Raw genomic sequence first — 18,791 nt, forward strand, 5'->3', positions numbered from 1 at the left:
CCCGCCAGTCTTCGCACCCAACTTCTAGGAGCATTCATGTTGCCCTTGTCCGGTGTGACGGTCGTGTCGCTCGAACATGCCGTCGCCGCGCCCTTTGCCACCCGACAACTCGCAGATCTCGGCGCGCGGGTGATCAAAATCGAGCGCCCGTCCGGTGGCGACTTCGCACGCCAGTACGACGAATCGGTGAACGGCCTCGCGAGCTACTTCGTGTGGCTCAACCGATCCAAGGAATCGGTGGCGATTGACGTCAAATCGGCTGAAGGCAAGGCAATTCTGGCCGACCTGGTCGATACGGCGGATGTCGTGGTGCAGAACTTGGGGCCGGGCGCGGCCGCGCGGCTGGGCCTCTCGGCAGCCGACCTGCATGCCAAGGATCCGGGCAAAATCGTTCTCAACATCACCGGTTGGGGTAGCACCGGCCCATGGAAAGACCGCAAGGCCTACGACCTGTTGGTGCAATGCGAGACCGGCCTGGTGTCGTTGACCGGAACCGCGGATGACGTAGCCAAGGTAGGTGTGTCGATCGCCGACATCGCGGCCGGGATGTACGGGTTTTCGGGTGTGCTCGCGGCACTGTATCGACGGGCGAGCACCGGCGAGGGCGCCGACATCGAGGTGTCTCTGTTCGAGGCGCTCGCCGAATGGGTCGGCCAGCCGGCCCATTTCACTGCGGGACTTGGCCGTCAACCGGGAAGGTTCGGCGCAGCGCACGCCACCATTGCGCCCTACGGCCCGTACGACGACGCCGACGGGCACACCATCTTGTTGGCGATCCAGAACGAGCCCGAGTGGGAGCGGTTCTGTCGCACAGTCCTCGAACGACCAGACCTCGTCGTCGATGAGAGATTCGCGGGGAACAGTCGCAGGGTGAATCACCGCGATGAGCTGAACGTGATTGTTGCCGAATGCATCGGCCGGCTCACTACCGTTGTGGCCGAGGCGAAGCTGGCTGAAGCGGGAGTGGCGTACGCGGGTGTGAACACCGTATCGGAGTTCTTGGAGCATCCTGTACTCCAAGCGCGGGATCGATGGCGCAGCGTCGACACAGAGAAGGGGTCGGTACGGGCACTGCTTCCGCCGATCGGACTCGGCGAAGAGGCGCGGATGGGGCCGGTTCCCGCGCACGGCGCTCACACAGCAACTGTGCTGCGCGAACTCGGCCTCGACACCGAGCGGATCGCCACCCTGCGTGATCAAGGGATCATCAACGCGGACATGACAAAAGAGGAGATCAATCGATGACGTCGATCGAGGGTCTTGGGCGGTACGTGCAGAATTGGGCTCCTGAGCCCGTCGAAACGTCGGACACGATCAGTCTTGAGCGAGTGCGCGAACTCATTGCAACGCTCGACCTCGATATCGCCGTGGGAGAAGGTGACCCGCTGCCGCTGGTGTGGCACTGGATCTTCTTCCACGAATGGCCTCGCTCGAGCGAGTTGGGGCTCGACGGACATCCCGCGAACGGGCATTTCCTCCCACCCATACCGAATCGCCGCCGGATGTTCGCAGGGGCGACGATCGAGAATCTGGTACCGCTGCCGATCGGTGCTCACGTTGTCCGGCGCAGCGCCATCCATTCGGTGACACCAAAAACCGGCAGTTCCGGTGAGATGCTCTTTGTCCGGGTACGCAACGAGTTCCTGGTGGACGGCGCGGTGGCGAGAATCGAGAGCCAGGACATCGTGTACCGGTCGGGAGATCCCGACGCGGCTCCGGCGCAGCCCGTCGGCGCTGAATCTGAGCCGACGACCGACGCTCCGTGGTCGGACGTCCGGACGCTCACACCACCGACCCTCTTTCGTTACAGCGCACTGACGGCGAATGCCCACCGCATCCACTACGACCAGCCGTATGTGACCTCGGTGGAAAAGTACCCCGGGCTGGTGGTGCACGGACCACTGCTCGCGACTCTGATGGCGCACCTGGTCGAGGCGGCCCGCGGTGTCGACGCAGTCGAATCGTTCAGTTTTCGTCTGCGCCGTCCGGTGTTTGCCGGTACCGCCGTGCTGACGGAGGGAAGGCCGAACGACGACTCGTCGTCGGCGCGGCTCGCGGTGTTGACCGGGACTGACGTGGTTCACGCGAGCGCAGAAGCGGTGCTGCGATGAGCGTTGACTGGTCACGAGACATCGCGCAGCTCAGCACTGCTCGAACCCTGCTGTTCGTTCCGGGTGACCGACCCGAACGTTTCGACAAGGCCGTGAGCACAGGTGCGGACGCGGTCGTCCTGGATCTCGAAGATGCGGTGGCTGCCGACGCGAAGACGCACGCCCGCAACGCAATTCGGGATTGGGTGTGGCAGGGCGGTCGTGCGCTGATTCGAGTGAACGCGATCGGCACCGACCACCACGAAGAGGACTTGGCGTGCGCCCGCGAGCTGGGTGTCCCGGTGATGCTCGCCAAAGCGGAATCACCCGACCACGTGCGGTCCATCGCCCAGCATGTACCGGTCGTCGCCCTGGTGGAAACCAGTGCGGGAGTCATCGCGGCACCGCAGCTCGCCGGCCTTCCCGGTGTGGTGCGTCTGGCGCTCGGCCACATGGATCTTGCAGCCGAACTCGGCATCGACCCGGCGGACCGAACTGCACTTCTCTACAGCCGGTCGGCATTGGTGATGGCTTCTGCTGCCGGGCGGCTCCCCGGCCCCATCGACGGCGTGACCACTGCGGTGCGCGACGCCGACCTCCTCCGTGACAACGTCAATCACGCCCGCGCCCTCGGGATGACAGGCACGCTGTGCATACACCCGTCTCAGGTTGACGTTGCGCATCAACAACTACGGCCGGCGCAAGCCGATGTCGAGTGGGCACAGTCAATCCTGGAGGCATCGAACTCCGACGGGGTCTCGACCCTGAACGGGCACATGATCGACCCCCCGGTGATCGCACGAGCTCGAAATATCCTGGCGCAGAACTGATGTCGGACCACCACTGATTTCGTGAAGGAACTCATATGACCAGCGACCACAGCGCCGTGCTCGGCGCAGTTCCCGACAACCTGTTCGTCGCGGGACGGTGGCGAGCATCTTCCTCGGGTGCAACTCTCGACGTCCGCGACCCGTCCACCGGCGAGATCGTCAAATCCATCGCGGACGCGACCCCAGCTGACGGCATGGCCGCCCTCGATGCCGCAGATGCGGCTTCGGCGACGTGGGCAGGCGTGCCTGCTCGCGAACGCGGTGAACTACTGCGTCGGGCATTCGACATGCTGCAGGAACGCAAAGAAGAGTTCGCGCTGGTGATGAGCATCGAGATGGGCAAGCCGATCGCCGAAGCTCGCGGCGAAGTGGCGTACGGCGGTGAGTTCTTGCGCTGGTTCAGCGAAGAGGCCACCCGCGTGCAAGGCAGGTATGGACCCAACCCCGAGGGCACCGGTCGCATGGTCGTCTCCCAGCATCCGGTGGGACCGTGCTTCCTCATCACTCCCTGGAATTTCCCACTGGCCATGGCTACTCGAAAGATCGCGCCTGCCCTGGCGGCCGGGTGCACAGTGGTGATCAAGCCCGCAGCGCTCACTCCCTTGACGACGTTGTTGTTCGCGAAGTTACTTCAGGACGCCGGTCTGCCCGACGGTGTGGTGAACGTCGTCACGACATCGACGTCCTCGGCGTTGTCCTCCCCGATCATCGGTGACCCGCGACTTCGCAAGCTCTCCTTCACCGGCTCGACCTCTGTCGGACAGAAGTTGCTGGCGCAAGCAGCTCAGAACGTTCTTCGCACATCGATGGAACTCGGCGGAAACGCACCGTTTGTCGTCTTCGACGACGCCGATCTGGACAAGGCGGTCGACGGGGCCATCGCAGCCAAGTTTCGTAACATCGGCCAAGCATGCACGGCCGCAAATCGATTCATTGTGCATCGGTCGATCGTCGACGCCTTCACCCGACGGGTGACCGAGCGCGTGAACGGCTTCAACGTCGGCCGAGGAACCGAACCAGACGTGTCCATCGGTCCGCTGATCGACGATGACGCCGTGGCCAAGAACGAAGCCTTGGTCGCTGACGCGGTGTCCCGTGGCGCCGGCCTTGTGACCGGAGGAAACCGCATCGACAGAGCCGGGAGCTTCTTCGCACCGACCGTGCTCACCGACATCACCGCGGGCAGCGACATCCTGCGGGAAGAGATCTTCGGCCCGGTTGTGGCAATCGTTCCCTTCGACACCGAAGACGAAGCCGTCGCACTGGCAAACAACACCGAGTACGGGCTCGTGTCATACGTCTACACGGAAAGCCTTTCCCGGGGGCAGCGGATGATTGACCGCCTTGCCACAGGAATGATGGGTCTCAACGTGGGCGTCGTGTCCAATGCCGCTGCGCCATTCGGTGGCTGGAAGATGTCAGGTCTCGGCCGGGAGGGCGGAGCCGAAGGAATCCACGAGTACCTTCAGACGAAATACACTCTCACCGCGTCGCATTTTGGCTGATTGCCGCACAGCTTGACGGTGTGAGAGGCACACGCCGCCCGCGCAATTTTCACGCAGATGAACGGTTGGTCCGTCGTGGCAGTGTGAACAATGCGAGAGCCGAGAGTATGGCGGCAACAAACAATGTCAGACCCATCGGTGCCGCGACGTCGTCTCCTCCTAGACCGACGAGGGGAGACGCTATCGCTCCGAAGGTGAACTGCGTCGCACCGAGGATGGCGGAGCCGATGCCTGCAGCATGACGCACCTGTGCGCTCGCCAAAGCGATCGCGTTACCGAAAACGAAGCCCAGACTCCCGACGATCAACAAGAAGAGCAGAAGAGTCGGCCATCGCGGAACATCACCAACTGTGGTGGCTATGAGGAGGGCAAATGTCAGTCCGACAAGTGCGATCACCCCACCTCGAAGTAGGCGCAGTGGACTGCACTTTGTGACCAGACGCATCGAAGTCACACTTGTGATGGCAATCGATGCGCAGATGGTGGCGAATGCCACGGAGTAGGCAGTCGTGGACAAGCCCATGATGTTCTGTATCACGAAGGGCGACGCCGAGATGAATCCGAACAACACCATGAACGCGAATGCCAAAGTCAGGGTGTATCCAAGGTAATCGCGGTTCCCGAGTACGCGCCCGGCGCTGACCATCAAAGCCCGCCCACCGCCCCGCTGGCGCCGGTCTCTCGGTAGGGACTCCGGGACGAAAAGGATTGCGCCGAGCAGCATCAGCAGGTTGAGAGCAGTCAACGTCCAGAACACCGAGCGCCACCCGGCGCCACTGATGACCAATCCTCCGACAACGGGTCCGATGACGGGCGCCACCGATCCGACAGTCATCATCGCGGTGAACGAGCGGGCTGCTGCGGCACCATGGGCACGGTCCGACACCACCGCGCGGGCCAAAACGATGCCGGCAGAACCGGCGAAGCCCTGTGCGAAGCGCGAAACAGTCAGGACTTCGATGGTGGGAGCGACTGCACACATGGCGCTGGCAATCGAACATGCGCCGGCCCCGACGAGCATGGGTACCCGCCGGCCGAAGCTGTCGGACAACACCCCGATCACCAATTGTCCGAACGCCAGACCGATCAGAAATGCAGTCAGGGTCAGCTGAATCTGGGATGCCGTGGCCCCGAGTTCATCAGCCATCGCCGGGAAAGCAGGCAGATACATGTCAGTAGAGAAGGGACTGACAGCCGACATGAAGGCCAAGACAAAGATCATCGTCGGACCGGGCAATGTTGCGGTCGCTGAAGTCTGCACCGACACAGGAGTCCTTTGCGGTTAGTTGGTCACATCTGGCCGGATGAGGGCGTGCCGAATGAACCTGTCCGGTCAGACGAGACCGTTCAGGTCAGGCATGTGGTGCGGGCTGGCCGGTCGAGGCGATCGAGATGGGATTGCCGGGTTCGATCTCGGGAGAGGTGCTGGGGCGTGCTTCTCGGGTGTGCGTATATCAGGCGCGCGCGGACACCGACCGCGGCGTCATACCGTGATAGACCCTCGTCAACTGGACTCGGCTGCTGATGTCGAGTTTCGCGTAGATGTTCTTCACGTGCTGGCGGACGGTGTGCAAGCTCAGGGTCAGCTCGTCGGCGATCTCCCGGTCGGCAAAGCCCGCCGCGACCAGGCCGGCGACGTCGTACTCCCGGGTCGAGAGGGCCAGCAGACGCGGACTCCGATACTTGTTGCGGGCGGCCTCGAGTTCGAGTTCGAGGACCTGCGCACCCGGCTGGCCGGGCACGGGGCGCACGGTGCATTCGAGAACATCTTTGGCGCCGTCGGTCATCCGCACCAGATACGACCGGTGCAACACCGACGTGGCCACTCCCACATCCCGCAGGATCCGGTACAGGATTTCGGTGCCCTCTTGGAGGTCGCCGAGCAGCTCGGTCGCGGACGGCGTCAGGTTCGGGTCGTTCGACTTCGCCGAGAAGTAGACCACCGCAGCAGAACTCGTCTGCAGGGCCAATTCGGAGACCTCGACCTGCTGCTGTAGATCCTGGCGACGACGCAGATTGGTCACCGCGCCACCCACCACATCGGCAATGGCCGACATGAGATCCATGTCGATCTCGCCCACCTCGGTGTTCAGGGAGTCGGATGCGAAATCGATGGTGCCGATGATGTTGCCGCCGGCGACAACCGGCGCCTTGAGGACGTGCAGCATGTTCTCGAGGCGGTCGACGCGTTGGAACACCTCGGTCTCGCGCCACTGCGCCACGGTGCGGTCGGCGAGGTTGTACACCGGGACCGCGGTCAGCAGCGCTTTACGCAACTCGTCATCGACCGGTCGCCCGCACTGCTCGTAGGTGGTCATGAACCGGTCGCTGACATTGCGCGAGTCATACCACTGCGGGTTCGGTGTCCCGTCCTCGAAGAGGTAGATCGCCTGCATCGGCAGGTCCATCACCGCACCGATTTGTCCGAAGTAGGCTTCTCCGAGTTCGGCCAGATCATCGACATCGACGAGTGATGCCGACAGTTTCATCAGCGCGGCGTACCTGGATCGATCGCCCCTGCCGTTGATACGCTCACCCGCCCACGCAATCGAATTGCTCGTCCGGATCGGACTGGGTTCCATTGGGCAACTCCCGTTACTGACTCTTCGCCCGCCGCCCTGCTCTTTCGACCACGTGCGGCTACAGACGTTCGCGCCTGATGCCTGCCGCGGGCTGGTCGGCGAGGCATCAACAGGTCCACACATCGTCGGGTATCGCCGGCGGCGCGGAAACATCTGAGGTGTCGAGTTTAAGGCGACAGCTGGACGTTCGCTCAGCTCGCGGCTGAGTTCTGGATCACGAGCGTCACGATCACTCGCAATACGATCACCCATGGACCGATGCCATCACCGCGTCGACGAACGCATCGGGCCGCTCGTAGGCCGGCCAGTGTCCGCACTGTCCCAGGAGTCGCACGTCGGCGTGCGGGATGTACGACCCGATCGCCAGGGCCTGTTCGAACGGCACCATGCGATCGGATCGACCGTGCACAACCGTGACGGGCATCTTCAGGTCAGCCAGCGCGGCCATGTTGCTGTGCGGAACGCTCACCGACCGTCGATCGGCGTCGCCGTGGTCGGCGTGGTCGGCACGCATCGCCCGCATGGCTGCCACCAGCTCGTCGGTTACCAGCGACTGGTCGTACCACAGTGCCCGCAGGAAGCGACGCAGCCGATCCTCGTCCTCGGGCGCCTCGTCGAGTTCTCCGAATAGCCGAAACACCTCTGAGGGGAACGGCGTGACGAGGTAAGGATCCCCACCGGTCGACGCATGGCAGGCACCGATCAGCAACGACTCGACACGCTCAGGTCTGGCCAGGGCGAGGTCGATCGCCGTGGTTGCACCCATCGAGCTGCCGACGATCGGGGCCTTGTCGATCCCCAGATGATCCATCACCGCGAGCACGCCGCGCACCGCCACATCGTGAACCGGTTCGTGGTACTCGATCGGCCCGGTCAGCCCGTAGTTGGGCAGGTCGACTGCGATACAGCGGAACCTGGACTCCAGCTTCTCGAAGACCTTGCTGTATACCAACGATGCGGTGCTGCCCGGACGTGGACCCCAGGCCTGCACCATCATCAGGACCGGCCCGGAGCCCCGGTCGACGTAGCTCACCTCCATCTCCGGAGTGGTGATGCTGCGCTGGTATCGCGGGTCGACGAGCAGATCACGAACAGTTGTTGCCGTCACAGCGCCGCCACCTTCGCCCCCATCCTGCGGACGTCTGTTGTGATGTCTTCCAGCGCAACGGCATCGATCCCCGTACCCTTCTCCATCAGCAACATCGCGCCGCGGACATCGCGCGCGGCGTTGATTCCCACGGCACCGACGATGGTGCTGCCGGCCAGGTAGAAGTAGCTCACGGAGTCATCGGAATGAACCCGCGTCACGATGTTGGCCGTCTCGTCGATGCGCCCGACGACCTGCACGTTCAGGTCATGATGGTCCGACCAGTACCAGGGCACGCTGCGGAACGGTTCCGGCTCGCCCATCATCGCACCGGCAACGTAATCACCCTGCTGCTGGGCATTGAGCCAGGTGCCGTGTCGTACCCGGCCGCCGATGAAGGGATCGACGAAGCTAGCCAGGTCGCCGGCTGCGAACACGCCGGGAACCGTTGTCTCCAAGCGGCCGTCGACCTGCACGCCGTGCCGTGAGTCGATCACCGATCGGTCGAGATAACCCGCTGCCGGGCTCTGTCCGGTGGCCACCAGCACGATGTCGGCCTCGATGATCCGGCCGTCGTCCAGCGCGACGCCCTGCACCTTGTTGCGGCCTTCGAATCCGGCCACCGCCACGCTGGTCATGATCGTGATGTCCGAGGTCGCGTACCGCCCTGCCAGGTTGTCGGCGGCATGCGCTCCGACCGCTGCGGTGAGCGGATGACGCGACCGAACCATCCAGGTCACGTCATTGCCCAGAGTTGCCGCAGCCGAGGCGACCTCGATCGCGAGCAGTCCGCCGCCGATGACCGCGACCTTGGCCCGGCCGCGGCGCAACCGGTCACCCAACGCGTCGGCGTCAACAGCCGTGCGCAGGGTATGGATCCCCGGCAGATCGGCGCCGGCCACATCCAGGACGTTGGCGCGGCCGCCTGTGGCCAACAGGACTTTATCGGCCTTGATCTCGATACCGCTGGCGAGCCGAACGGCACCGCCCGCGGTATCAAGGGTGGCCACCGGGTCGTTCAGGACGAGGTGGACGGCCAGTTCCATCCACTGGTCCCACTCGCGGATCGTCGTGGTGTCAAGGGGTTTGGAACCGACCAGACATTCCTTGGACAGCGGAGGCCGCTCATACGGTAACCGTCCCTCGTCTCCCACCAGGAAGATGCGATCATCAAACCCCTTGTTCCGCAACGATTCGGCGGCTCTGGCACCGGCCATACCGGCACCAACTATCACGAATGACTTCATATTCGGCATCGTCGACGACTCCTGGTGTCAGAAAAATACGCTGAGATTCTTGGCAAGAATCAGGTTCTGGTCGAGCAGGATTATTCGGTCGGCGATCTGGAAACTGTCTCCGGCCACCCGCAACACATCGCGGCGCTCGCCGGCCCACAGGTCCACCTCGGCCTCGAGTCGATTGCGGTAGACGAAGAAGTTCGACCGGATGTCGTATTCGCCCTCGACCTCGGCCCGCTGCACGCGGACATTCGTCACCAGATGGCGCGACCGCGATGGCGGGTCCTCGGCCCAGTGCATGCCGGTCTCGAGCTGCTGAATCCGCATGTCGAGCGACGCCTTGTCGTCATCGAAGTGCGAGACCTCGAGGCCGTTCAGGTCATCCGCCTCGTCGACCTTGCGCTGTCGGCGCAGGCGATTTCGGCGAATCGGCATCCGGTAGTGCGCATCGTCGGTGAAGAGTTCGAACCACGTCCGCCACTGCCAGTCGTCGAGCAGCTCGGCCTCTGCGTACAGGAACTGTTCGATCGCGAACTGCTCTTCCAACGTCACCGGCACCTTGCCCATAGACCGGAACATCGGGGCATTCCGGCCGCGACCGAGTTGTTCACCTGTTGTCAGCATTGATCGCTCCCTTCATTGCTGCGATCGCCCGGCCACCTGCAGGGGCCTTCATCGAAATTGCCTCGTGTTCGGTACGTTCGGGTTCGGTTGCCGGCGCGATCGGCCATTCCTCTGACGTCATGAACTCGAGCCAGCGCCGGTAGAAGCCGCGCTGCGGGCCCTCACCGAAGTAGTTGCGCAGCACGCGGCCGGGGTACACCGGATCGTTGTCGGTTTCGTGGCCGTGACCCATCTGGTAGTTCCAGGCCATCTTGCGGGTCTGGACACCGCGTTCGAGCATCTGCCCGATCAGGTCCCAGTTCTCACCGTCGTCGGTCTCGACGACTCCGGCGGCGCCTTCGGTGAACGCGGCGGAGGTGCGCTGCGCCTGCTTGACCGAGTCCGGGGCGTCTTTGTCGACCACGGTCCAGGACCAGATCTCGAACTCGTTGGGTCCCTTCGGGTGCCACATACGTAGGTTGGCCGAGCCGGGGAGCCCGGACAGGTTCGGGAAGACGGTGAAGTTGCCGACGGTGTTGGCACGGGCGTCACCGAGACGCTCGAGACGATCCGGGACCTGGGCCTCGTTGTAGCGCCCCAGCGGGTCGTCGGCGAAACGGGTCATCCGGTCGAAGACCATCGAATAACCATGCCCTTGACGTGAGGCGAACTCGATGCCCTTGATGTCTTTGAGGAATGCCGGGTCGAACGTACCCAACGACGATGCGTGGGTGATCACGGCGTGGTAGCCGTCGCCGCCGAACTGTTCGGCACCCATCTTCCAGTTGCCGTGGATCGTCCACTTGATGACGCCGGGCAGGATCTCGATCCCGCCGGGTGTGCGGTCGACCCAGCTGTCGATGTAGTACGTCATGTCGCCCAGGAAGTCCTCGAGCGGCGGTGCCGTCGCATCGAACGTGGCGAACCACAATCCCTTGTACTGTGCGATCTGGGCGACTTCGATCAAACCCCAGCGCTTTTGGTCCAGTTCGTTGAAGTAGGCGGTGTCGAGATTGGGCACGTTGATCAGCTCACCGGCCGTGTTGTACGTCCAGCCGTGATAGGTACACATGAAGTTCTTGGCGTTGCCGTCCTCGGCGCGACAGATCTTCATTCCGCGGTGGCGACAGGCGTTCAGAAAGACCCGGACGCTGTTGTCTTTCTGGCGGATCGCGATGACGGGATCGCCACCCATGTAGGTGTTGAAGAAGTCGCCCGGCTTGGCGAGCATCGAGTCGTGGGCGATGAAGATCCATGCTCGGCCGAAGACCTGCTCCAGTTCTTTGCGGTAGATCTCGTCGTCGATGAAGATCTCGGGGCTGATCAGTCCGTCTTCCCAGTTGACCAGCTCGGCGAGCCGGTCGTTGATGTCGGTGCCGTTGGTACCTGTGGTCATGGTCGTGCTCCGTTCGAGTTCGTGGCTGTGATCGGGGGATGGATCAGTGGTCGAGGAACGCGGTGACGATGGCGGCGAACTCCTCGGGCTGCTGCTCTTCCATGTGGTGGGCGGCGTTGCCCATGACGTGCACGGAGGATCCGGGCACCAGGTTCTTCAGTGCCAGTGCGTAATCGGGGACCGCGAAGGCATCGCTGTCGCCCCAGAGGAACAGGGTCGGTGCCTGCACGAGCGGGAGGTGGTCCGACAGATCCTGCGGGATTCCTCGTCCGCCGCCCGGGCTCCAGTCGGAGCCGAGTGCGAGCAGGTCATCCTGACGGCTGAGCTCCCACCGAAGATCGAACGTCCACTGCGGGATGTCCTCGCCACCAAGCCATTCGAGGTCGGCCATGATGTCGTAAAGCTTCTCGTGCGTCGGGCCCTCGTCGGCGTAGTACCTGGTCCAGGCGGTCTTGCCGGCGACACCCAACTCTGGGGTGAGTGGAACTGCGCCCGGGACCGGTTCGCTGCCGGTGACGACGAGTTTGCCGACCAGCTCGGGGCGTTCGGCGGCAAGTGCCAGTGCGGTCGATCCGCCGATAGAATTGCACACGAAGTCGGCCTTCTCGATGCCGATCGCGTCCAGGGCCTTGCCGATGACCTGGGCATGGTAGCTCCAACGGGGAGCGCGGAATGGCTCCTTGCTGGACCGGCCGTAGTGCAGCATGTCCATCAGAATCAACCGGCGATCCTCGGCGAAGATACCTGCCACTGTGCCGAAGTCGGTCCAGCTCGAGCAACCGGGGCCTCCACCGTGCAGGAATACGGTGGGAGTTCCGCTGCCCATGTCGATGTAGTGGATCCGGTGGCTGCCGGCTTCGATGAGTTTGCCGTCGGGTTCGGGGAGTTGTACGTCACGCATGCGCTGTGCCTTTCTCGTTCTGGTGGATGCGGTGGACTACTCGACCAGCGGAAGAGCGTCGAGCGAGCAGGTCTTGTTCTCGGGCGCAACGTAATCGGCGATGGTCGTCGAGTCGACGATGTTGCTCTTGACCACGTAGCTTTCGGCAGCGTTGCCGCCGATGCTGTCGCGGGTGGCCGCGACTATGGTCCAGCCGGTGCACACCGGGTCGGTGTCGACGGTCGCGGTGATGGTTCCGTTCTGGACGGCCTTGATCGCAGAGGAGTCGCCGTTGCTGCCGGTCACCACGATGCCGGTCGGGTTGGTGGCCGAGTACGCCGTTTTGCCTGCGGCATCGAGAACCGATGCGATGCCCAGTGCGGTGGCGTCGTTGTACGCCCAGAATCCGTCGATGTCGGGATGGGCCGAGAGCATGTCCTGTGCCAGGGCAGAGGCGCCGGAACTGGTGTCGGCGGTGTTGTCTTGCTGGGTGATGATGTTGAGGCCCAGTGCCTTCGCGGCATTGCTGAAGCACTCGGTCATCGAGACGATCGAGGGTGCCGGCGGGCCGGACATGATGGCGATGTTGCCGCCGGGCTTGGCGGTCGCGAACAACTGCGCAACCTGTGCCACGATGCCGCCGTCCTCACATGTGGTGGCTTCGGTCCAGACGATGGACTTGACGCCGGTGCCACCGGAGTTCACGCCGACCACCGGGATGTCCGCCGACTCGGCGCGGGAGTAGGCGCCGGCGATGGCACCCTCGTCCAGCGCCCAGGCGGCGATCGCGGTGGCGGGCCGGTCGACCATGGTCTGGATGTTCGAGACCTGGGTGTCGGCCGAGAGGTTCGCGTCGTAACTCTGCTCGTCCCAGCCGAGAGACTTCGCCGCCTCGTTCACGGCGTCGGCGGTGAACTTGCCACCTTCTTGCGCCATCGTCGGCGAGGAGAAGCCGAGGAAGGTGTCCGAGCTCGCGCCGCTGTCACCGCAGGCGGTGGTCGCCGCGGCGATGACGCCGACGGCCGCGATGGCCATCGCGATCTGTGATCCCTTGTAACGCATGGTGTCTTGATTTCCTTTCGAGGGGGCGAAAATGCCAGAGCGAGCTGGTGCGGTACTAACTGCGGAACTTGTCGATGACACAGCGCTGTGTCGCGGCAACGTAGATGTTGTTGTCTTCCACGCGGACTGGATAGGTGCCGACCGGGTCGGTCGCGGGTGCGGTGAGCGCTTCGCCGGTGCGAACCGAGAACGTGGCGTAGTGCAGTTCGCATTCGATCTGGTCACCATCGAGGTAGCCGTCGGTAAGTGAGTACTCGGCGTGGGAGCAGGTGTCGTCGATGGCGAAGTAGTCACCGTCGATGTTGAAGAGGGCGATCGGTGGGCAGGTGCCGACCTTGACCCCTTCACCGACGCCGAGTTCGTCTGTGGTGCAAACCAAGACCCAGATATCGGTCGAGAGATCAGACACCGGGCGCCTCTTTCGATCCGGCCGACCCCGCTGCCGAGGACTTCCTGCGCAATCGGCTGCGCATCGCCGAGGATCGCGCCACGCCGAGGCCCACCGCGAGGATGAGCAATGCACCATTGACCGCCTGACGCCAGAAGCTGGAGATGTCCGCGATGGTCATGGCGTTTTGGACGACTCCGAGGAACAGAACACCGACGACGGTCCCCCAGATGCTGCCCTTGCCTCCGCTGAAGGAGGTGCCTCCGATCAGCACCGCGGCCAGGACGCCGTTCAGCAGTGCCGGGTCGATCTGCGGGGAGGCCCCGGTGAGCCGTCCGACCTGGATGATCGACGCCACACCGGCGGCGAGTCCGGCCAGGGCGTAAACGATTGCCGTGGTGTTGCGGACGTTGATGCCGTTGAGCCGTGCGGCCTCGACGTTCGAGCCGATGGCGAACACCGACCGCCCGAACCTCGTGTAACCCAGTACACCGATCGCCAGCAGGATGAGCAGGATATCGAAGATCAGGATGATCGGGATCTGGCCGAGCTTGCCGGTCGCGAAGGTGTTGATCGATGAGAACGCAGGGATGTCGAAAACGTTGACGGTGGCGCCGTCGTTGGAGAGCAGTGCGACACTGGCGGCGATCGATGCCATACCAAGTGTCACGACCAGGAATGAGATGCCCGCGCGGGATATCAAGATTCCGTTGATGATTCCCATCAGTGCTCCGACGGCCATTGCGCCGAGGATGCAGGCGATCGCGGGGACGCCGCCTTGCAACATCAGGCCGAAGATCATACCGGCGGCCGCGGTCATGGAGATGATCGACAGATCGATGCCGCCGGCGATGACGACGAACGTCGATCCGATTGCGAGAACCAGGGCGACGCTGTTCGCGCCGACTATGTTCATCATGTTCGACCAAGTCATGAAGCTCGGTTGACTGATCGCCGCAAAGACCATCAGCACGACCAGCGCGACCACCACGCCGCCGCTGTCGCCGAAGCGGGGTCGCGGAAAGCTGCGATTGACCGACGGGGGTTCGGGCAACGGTGTCGGTGGCCTGTCGATGGTTGCGGTCATGAGGTACTCCTGAAGATGTCGTCGGGCTGGAGAGAGGATTCGGTGTTGGCTTCAGGCCGTGGCCAGCGCCCCGGTATCGGCTGTGTGTCCGGTGACCATGGCGTGGTTGATGGCTTCTTCGTTGATGTCGGCGCCGGTGAACTCGGCGACCACACGTCCGCCGTACATCGTGATGACGCGATCGCACATCCCGCACAGTTCGCCCAGTTCGGATGAGATGAACAGCACGGCGGCCCCGCGCGCGGCCTGCTCACGGAGCAGGGTGTAGATGGCACTCTTGGCGCCGACGTCGATGCCGCGGGTCGGTTCACTCATCACATACACCGGCAAATTCAGCTCGAAGAGCCTACCGATCGTCACCTTCTGTTGGTTTCCGCCAGAGAGCTGCGAGATCGGGAGCTGGGTGGATGCCGCGCGGATGTCGTAGCGGATGACCGTGTCGACCACCCGCCGACGCTCGAAACCGATGCGCCGCAATCCGTATCGGAACATGTCGTTCTTCCAGGCAAGCGCGAGGTTCTCAGCGACCGAGCGGCCCAGCATCAGCGCCATCGCCTTACGGTCTTCGGGGACGAATCCGAGTCCGCCCTTGAGGATCCGGTCCGGACGCCCGAGCGGGATCTGCTTACCCGCCACCTTCACGGTTCCCTCGGCACTGACTGCACCGCCCAACGCGTGACCGAGGACCTCTTTGCCCGACCCCGAAAGACCTGCGACTCCCACGATCTCGCCTTTTCCGATGCTCAGGTCGATGGATTCGAGTCCGTTGCCGGGTGCTCGTAAACCGGACACCTCGAGAGTCGCGTTGGACAGTTCAGGTGTGTCACTGCGGCTGCCGTAGTAGTCGCCGAGTTCGCGGCCCACCATCAAGCGCACCAGTTCGGTTTCGTTGGTGTGCGCGATGGGGCGGGTTGCCACGATGTGGCCGTCGCGGAGGACTGCAGCGGTGTCGGCGGCCTGGAAGATCTCGTTCATGCGGTGGGTGATCATCACGACGGCGGTGCCCATCGTCCGCCGGACCTCGACCAGATCTAGGAGTCGGGCAGCGGCCTTCTCCGACAGGGAGCTCGTTGCCTCGTCGAGGATCAGCACATCGGGGTCGGTGGCCAGAGCGCGAGCGATCTCGACCTGTTGCTGCGTCTCGAGTGAGAGGTCGCCGACGCGGGCCTGGGGATCGATCGACATCCCGTAGGCTTCCAAGACCTCGGTCGCCAACGCCCGGACCTTACGCCACGAGACCATCGTCCCGAGGGCTCGCGGCAACCGACCCATGTAGATGTTCTCGGCGACAGTCAGATCCGTGGCGAGTGTCAGTTCCTGACTGATCAGTGCGATCCCATGGGATCGGGCGATCTTCGCGTTGGAGATGGTGAGTTCTTGGCCTCTGACAGAGATTGTGCCGGTGTCTGGGGCGAGGACGCCGCCCATTATCTTCGCGATGGTCGATTTACCCGAGCCGTTTTCTCCGGTGAGGGCCGTCACCGTTCCCGAGAGGAATCGAACATCGACATTCTGCAACGCGATCGCTGCGCCGAAACTCTTTGCAATTCCATGCATCTGCAGAGCGGGTACCTGTGCGCCCTGGTCATCTCCGGTGGTCATGGAGCAGAAGTCAATCAGCGCGCACGCTGGGACAACATACCCATGCAGCGGCAAATATTGCTCTACCTCATTCGAGGTAGCCGGCAGATAATAGTTTTCTACTTGTGTGGCCTTTTGCCACGAGATTACAAGTTTGTTTCCCGGGTTACGGTGCCGAAACGATCGTCCTTCCGATGACCGGGATCGTAGCGAGAACCGACCGCCCGGTCGCCTGCTGAGTCCAGTTCAGGCACGCGGTTCGAGTTCTATCGGGTCAATGGTGACGAAATCTGGTGCAGGGGAGTCGAATACGCTGATAGTGCTTATTGGGGGACCTGAACGACACATCTGTGACTGTAACGCGTGCTACATTTCCGCCGTGAACCCTGCGTCTGTGAGCTGGCGAATAGTTCTGGTCAAAATTGCCGCCGAACCGACGCGCCACCGCGTGGCGGTGTGGCGAGAACTGCGCAAGGTGGGCGCACTGTCCATCGGGCAGGGATCCTGGGCGATACCGCATGTTCCAGTCTTCAACGCCGGTATCGACCGTGCCACCGAGCTTGTCGAACGCGCAGACGGAGAAATCGTCTTTTTGACCGCGACCGGTGCGAGCGAGCAGGACGCCTCGCGGTTTGCTGCAATGTTCACCGCGGCCCGCGAGCAGGAGTGGGCCGAGTTCCTCGCGGACTGCACGAAATACGAGACCGAGCTCGACAAAGAGATCCGCATCGAGAAGTTCACCCTGGCCGAACTCGAAGAAGAAGAGCAGAGCCTGGACAGACTGCGACGATGGCATCGAGACCTCAGGACACGCGATGTCTTCGGCGCGAGCAACGCCGCCAGCGCCAGTGCGGCGCTGCAGCACTGCGCAGAACGATTCGAGGACTACTCCGAGAGAGTGATCAACACGCTCCACTCGCACTCCGGCCATGACAACGGTCACCGGCAATGAACGACAACACCACTGAGATCGTCGGTGCGCGATGGCAGATGTGGCCGCTGTATGCGGCCGGATTCACCACTGCATTCGGAGCCCACGCCGTTGCGGCGAACCTCGTGTTCGACCTCGACGATCTCACCAACTCGGTGCTCTACCTCGGCTTGCTGTTGGCCCTCTACGACGGCGCGGAAGTTCTGCTGAAGCCGGTGTTCGGCACGCTCGCCGACCGAGTCGGTGCCAAACCGGTGCTCCTTGGCGGTCTTATCGCGTTCTCCGCAGCATCGTTGCTGTTTGTGGTTGTCGCGGACACGGAGTGGTTGTGGTTGGCGCGACTAGGCCAAGGTGCCGCAGCATCAGCATTCTCGCCAGCGGCCAGTTCGTCGGTTGCCAGACTGACTCCGAAGGGACTACACGGCAGTGCATTCGGAACCTACGGGTTCTACAAGAGTCTCGGTTACACGCTCGGGCCCTTGCTGGGCGGGGTGATCGTGTGGACCGGCGGGCTCACGCTCCTGTTTGCGGTGATGGCCGCTCTCGCAGTGGTTGTCGCGATCTGGGCCACCGTGGTCGTACCGGCACTCGCCCCGTACCGCGGGCAAGGCAAACCGTCGTTGACCTGGCTCGGCGTCTGGCTGATCGCCGGTTCCTGGGCCCGACCGCTGCCCTGGCGGCGTCAACCGCAGCTTTGTCCGTCGGGGTTGGATTCCTTCCTGTTGCTGGAGTCGATGCCGGACTGGGGCCGATAGCAACCGGCGCGGCTGTATCGGTATTGGCGCTGTGCGCCGCGTTCGCGCAACCACGAGCAGGCCGAGCACTCGATGCGGGAAAGATTACTGTCGAGCGAGGCGTCGCATGGGGATTAGTCTTCACGGCAACAGGTTTGGCGCTCGCGATGATTCCGGGACTGGGTGGGATTCTTGCCTCTGCAGTTGCTGTGGGTGTCGGCACGGGCATCATCACACCGCTGGGTTTTGCCGCACTTGCCGCTGCGACACCTCCAGAGCGCATGGGTCAGACGATGGGGTCGGCGGAACTGGGCCGAGAACTCGGCGACGCAGGTGGCCCCCTCATCGTTGTAAGCGTGGCGGCCGTGGCAACACTGACTGCCGGCTTCGGCGTACTCGCCCTGCTCACACTGGTGATCGGTGCTGATTCCGCACGTCGGCGAGCACTCCCTGAATGACGACCGCGACCGACCATTCTGGTGCACAGCTCGCGATGGAGACGCCTCTGGATCAGCTCACTGAGCCTGGTGACACAACCGCAGCAGCAAGGCTCACCAGATCCCGGGTGACCAGCTGAAGTACAGCCACTTCTCCGGTGGCGACAATCTCGGTCCTACCCCTCGGTACTACTGGCTTGCCCTGTCCCACTGCGCTGTTGCACCTGGCAACATGCGTTGTAGGCAAACAAAGGTGTAGAGAGAGGGTTGTTGTGCTGAACATCGGCCGGGCACTACTGGAAAGGCTCGAGCGATCGTCGCCGCTCGAGCACCGAACACCCTTTCGCGCATCGACATCGC

16 protein-coding genes and 1 pseudogene are annotated in these 18,791 nt (G+C 63.3%); 6 read left to right on the forward strand and 11 right to left on the reverse strand.

Translation table 11 applies throughout. The annotated features are described in order from the left end of the window. Nucleotides 1-36 precede the first annotated feature (36 nt). The 4 genes from CSW57_RS21890 to CSW57_RS21905 are packed head-to-tail and all read left to right on the forward strand — an operon-like array spanning nucleotide 37 to nucleotide 4,425. Nucleotides 37-1,245 carry a CaiB/BaiF CoA transferase family protein gene (locus CSW57_RS21890; RefSeq protein ID WP_099384761.1) on the forward strand — a complete coding sequence of 403 codons (1,209 nt, stop codon included), beginning with the start codon at nucleotides 37-39 and terminating at the stop codon, nucleotides 1,243-1,245. Next, nucleotides 1,242-2,111 carry a MaoC/PaaZ C-terminal domain-containing protein gene (locus tag CSW57_RS21895; protein WP_099384762.1) on the forward strand — a complete coding sequence of 290 codons (870 nt, stop codon included), beginning with the start codon at nucleotides 1,242-1,244 and terminating at the stop codon, nucleotides 2,109-2,111. Before CSW57_RS21890 ends, CSW57_RS21895 begins: the two co-directional genes overlap by 4 nt. Next, nucleotides 2,108-2,920, forward strand: coding sequence for an HpcH/HpaI aldolase/citrate lyase family protein (locus CSW57_RS21900; RefSeq protein WP_099384763.1), 813 nt, complete (start codon nucleotides 2,108-2,110; stop codon nucleotides 2,918-2,920). Before CSW57_RS21895 ends, CSW57_RS21900 begins: the two co-directional genes overlap by 4 nt. Nucleotides 2,921-2,955: 35 nt before the next feature. Beyond that, complete coding sequence (locus CSW57_RS21905; RefSeq protein ID WP_099384764.1) at nucleotides 2,956-4,425, forward strand: NAD-dependent succinate-semialdehyde dehydrogenase; 1,470 nt, start codon at nucleotides 2,956-2,958, stop codon at nucleotides 4,423-4,425. Between the two features lie 49 nt (nucleotides 4,426-4,474). Here the strand turns inward: CSW57_RS21905 and CSW57_RS21910 are convergent, their stop codons facing one another. The 11 genes from CSW57_RS21910 to CSW57_RS21960 form a co-directional block, all read right to left on the reverse strand. Continuing rightward, on the reverse strand, nucleotides 4,475-5,686 hold the full coding sequence (locus CSW57_RS21910) for a multidrug effflux MFS transporter (protein ID WP_223249434.1): 1,212 nt from the start codon (nucleotides 5,684-5,686) through the stop codon (nucleotides 4,475-4,477). Nucleotides 5,687-5,879: 193 nt separating this feature from the next. Further along, the gene (locus CSW57_RS21915) at nucleotides 5,880-7,007 is read right to left on the reverse strand and encodes a LuxR C-terminal-related transcriptional regulator (protein WP_189339398.1); all 1,128 of its coding nucleotides are present in this window, start codon (nucleotides 7,005-7,007) and stop codon (nucleotides 5,880-5,882) included. A 244-nt stretch (nucleotides 7,008-7,251) separates the two neighbouring features. Then, nucleotides 7,252-8,115: an alpha/beta fold hydrolase gene (locus CSW57_RS21920; RefSeq protein ID WP_099384766.1), complete on the reverse strand. Its 864-nt coding sequence runs from the start codon at nucleotides 8,113-8,115 to the stop codon at nucleotides 7,252-7,254. Continuing rightward, the gene (locus tag CSW57_RS21925; RefSeq protein ID WP_189339399.1) at nucleotides 8,112-9,341 is read right to left on the reverse strand and encodes an NAD(P)/FAD-dependent oxidoreductase; all 1,230 of its coding nucleotides are present in this window, start codon (nucleotides 9,339-9,341) and stop codon (nucleotides 8,112-8,114) included. Before CSW57_RS21925 ends, CSW57_RS21920 begins: the two co-directional genes overlap by 4 nt. Before the next feature lie 27 nt (nucleotides 9,342-9,368). Beyond that, a complete protein-coding gene (locus CSW57_RS21930; RefSeq protein ID WP_099384768.1) occupies nucleotides 9,369-9,956 on the reverse strand; it encodes an aromatic-ring-hydroxylating dioxygenase subunit beta in 588 nt (195 codons plus the stop codon). Further along, on the reverse strand, nucleotides 9,940-11,331 hold the full coding sequence (locus CSW57_RS21935) for an aromatic ring-hydroxylating dioxygenase subunit alpha (protein ID WP_099384769.1): 1,392 nt from the start codon (nucleotides 11,329-11,331) through the stop codon (nucleotides 9,940-9,942). The genes CSW57_RS21930 and CSW57_RS21935 overlap by 17 nt, the downstream gene beginning before the upstream one ends. A 43-nt stretch (nucleotides 11,332-11,374) precedes the next feature. Continuing rightward, nucleotides 11,375-12,232, reverse strand: coding sequence for an alpha/beta fold hydrolase (locus tag CSW57_RS21940; protein WP_099384770.1), 858 nt, complete (start codon nucleotides 12,230-12,232; stop codon nucleotides 11,375-11,377). Nucleotides 12,233-12,268: 36 nt separating this feature from the next. Beyond that, nucleotides 12,269-13,273, reverse strand: coding sequence for a sugar ABC transporter substrate-binding protein (locus tag CSW57_RS21945; RefSeq protein WP_099384771.1), 1,005 nt, complete (start codon nucleotides 13,271-13,273; stop codon nucleotides 12,269-12,271). Between the two features lie 55 nt (nucleotides 13,274-13,328). Beyond that, nucleotides 13,329-13,682, reverse strand: a complete 354-nt coding sequence (locus CSW57_RS21950; protein ID WP_189339402.1) for a bifunctional 3-phenylpropionate/cinnamic acid dioxygenase ferredoxin subunit — start codon at nucleotides 13,680-13,682, stop codon at nucleotides 13,329-13,331. Beyond that, complete coding sequence (locus tag CSW57_RS21955) at nucleotides 13,675-14,748, reverse strand: ABC transporter permease (protein ID WP_099384773.1); 1,074 nt, start codon at nucleotides 14,746-14,748, stop codon at nucleotides 13,675-13,677. The genes CSW57_RS21950 and CSW57_RS21955 overlap by 8 nt, the downstream gene beginning before the upstream one ends. Nucleotides 14,749-14,799: 51 nt before the next feature. Then, nucleotides 14,800-16,350 carry a sugar ABC transporter ATP-binding protein gene (locus CSW57_RS21960; RefSeq protein ID WP_099384774.1) on the reverse strand — a complete coding sequence of 517 codons (1,551 nt, stop codon included), beginning with the start codon at nucleotides 16,348-16,350 and terminating at the stop codon, nucleotides 14,800-14,802. 358 nt (nucleotides 16,351-16,708) lie between these two features. On the opposite strand from CSW57_RS21960, the gene CSW57_RS21965 reads away from it, so the two are divergent. Together CSW57_RS21965 and CSW57_RS21970 are read left to right on the forward strand one after the other, a co-directional pair. Then, entirely contained in the window at nucleotides 16,709-17,281 is a 573-nt protein-coding gene (locus CSW57_RS21965) for a Chromate resistance protein ChrB (protein ID WP_223249435.1), read from the forward strand. Then, nucleotides 17,278-18,452: pseudogene (locus tag CSW57_RS21970) on the forward strand (MFS transporter). The gene CSW57_RS21965 and the pseudogene CSW57_RS21970 overlap by 4 nt, the downstream one beginning before the upstream one ends. The last annotated feature ends 339 nt before the right edge of the window (nucleotides 18,453-18,791 follow it).

Source organism: Williamsia muralis (assembly GCF_002735905.1).
Taxonomy (GTDB): Bacteria; Actinomycetota; Actinomycetes; order Mycobacteriales; family Mycobacteriaceae; genus Williamsia; species Williamsia muralis_A.

Coding starts and splice junctions, on each gene's coding strand:
- CSW57_RS21915 (WP_189339398.1), bottom strand. CDS start 7,007: ATGGAACCCAGTCCGATCCGGACGAGCAATTCGATTGCGTGGGCGGGT.
- CSW57_RS21895 (WP_099384762.1), top strand. CDS start 1,242: ATGACGTCGATCGAGGGTCTTGGGCGGTACGTGCAGAATTGGGCTCCT.
- CSW57_RS21930 (WP_099384768.1), bottom strand. CDS start 9,956: ATGCTGACAACAGGTGAACAACTCGGTCGCGGCCGGAATGCCCCGATG.
- CSW57_RS21955 (WP_099384773.1), bottom strand. CDS start 14,748: ATGACCGCAACCATCGACAGGCCACCGACACCGTTGCCCGAACCCCCG.
- CSW57_RS21890 (WP_099384761.1), top strand. CDS start 37: ATGTTGCCCTTGTCCGGTGTGACGGTCGTGTCGCTCGAACATGCCGTC.
- CSW57_RS21960 (WP_099384774.1), bottom strand. CDS start 16,350: ATGACCACCGGAGATGACCAGGGCGCACAGGTACCCGCTCTGCAGATG.
- CSW57_RS21940 (WP_099384770.1), bottom strand. CDS start 12,232: ATGCGTGACGTACAACTCCCCGAACCCGACGGCAAACTCATCGAAGCC.
- CSW57_RS21925 (WP_189339399.1), bottom strand. CDS start 9,341: ATGAAGTCATTCGTGATAGTTGGTGCCGGTATGGCCGGTGCCAGAGCC.
- CSW57_RS21905 (WP_099384764.1), top strand. CDS start 2,956: ATGACCAGCGACCACAGCGCCGTGCTCGGCGCAGTTCCCGACAACCTG.
- CSW57_RS21935 (WP_099384769.1), bottom strand. CDS start 11,331: ATGACCACAGGTACCAACGGCACCGACATCAACGACCGGCTCGCCGAG.
- CSW57_RS21900 (WP_099384763.1), top strand. CDS start 2,108: ATGAGCGTTGACTGGTCACGAGACATCGCGCAGCTCAGCACTGCTCGA.
- CSW57_RS21945 (WP_099384771.1), bottom strand. CDS start 13,273: ATGCGTTACAAGGGATCACAGATCGCGATGGCCATCGCGGCCGTCGGC.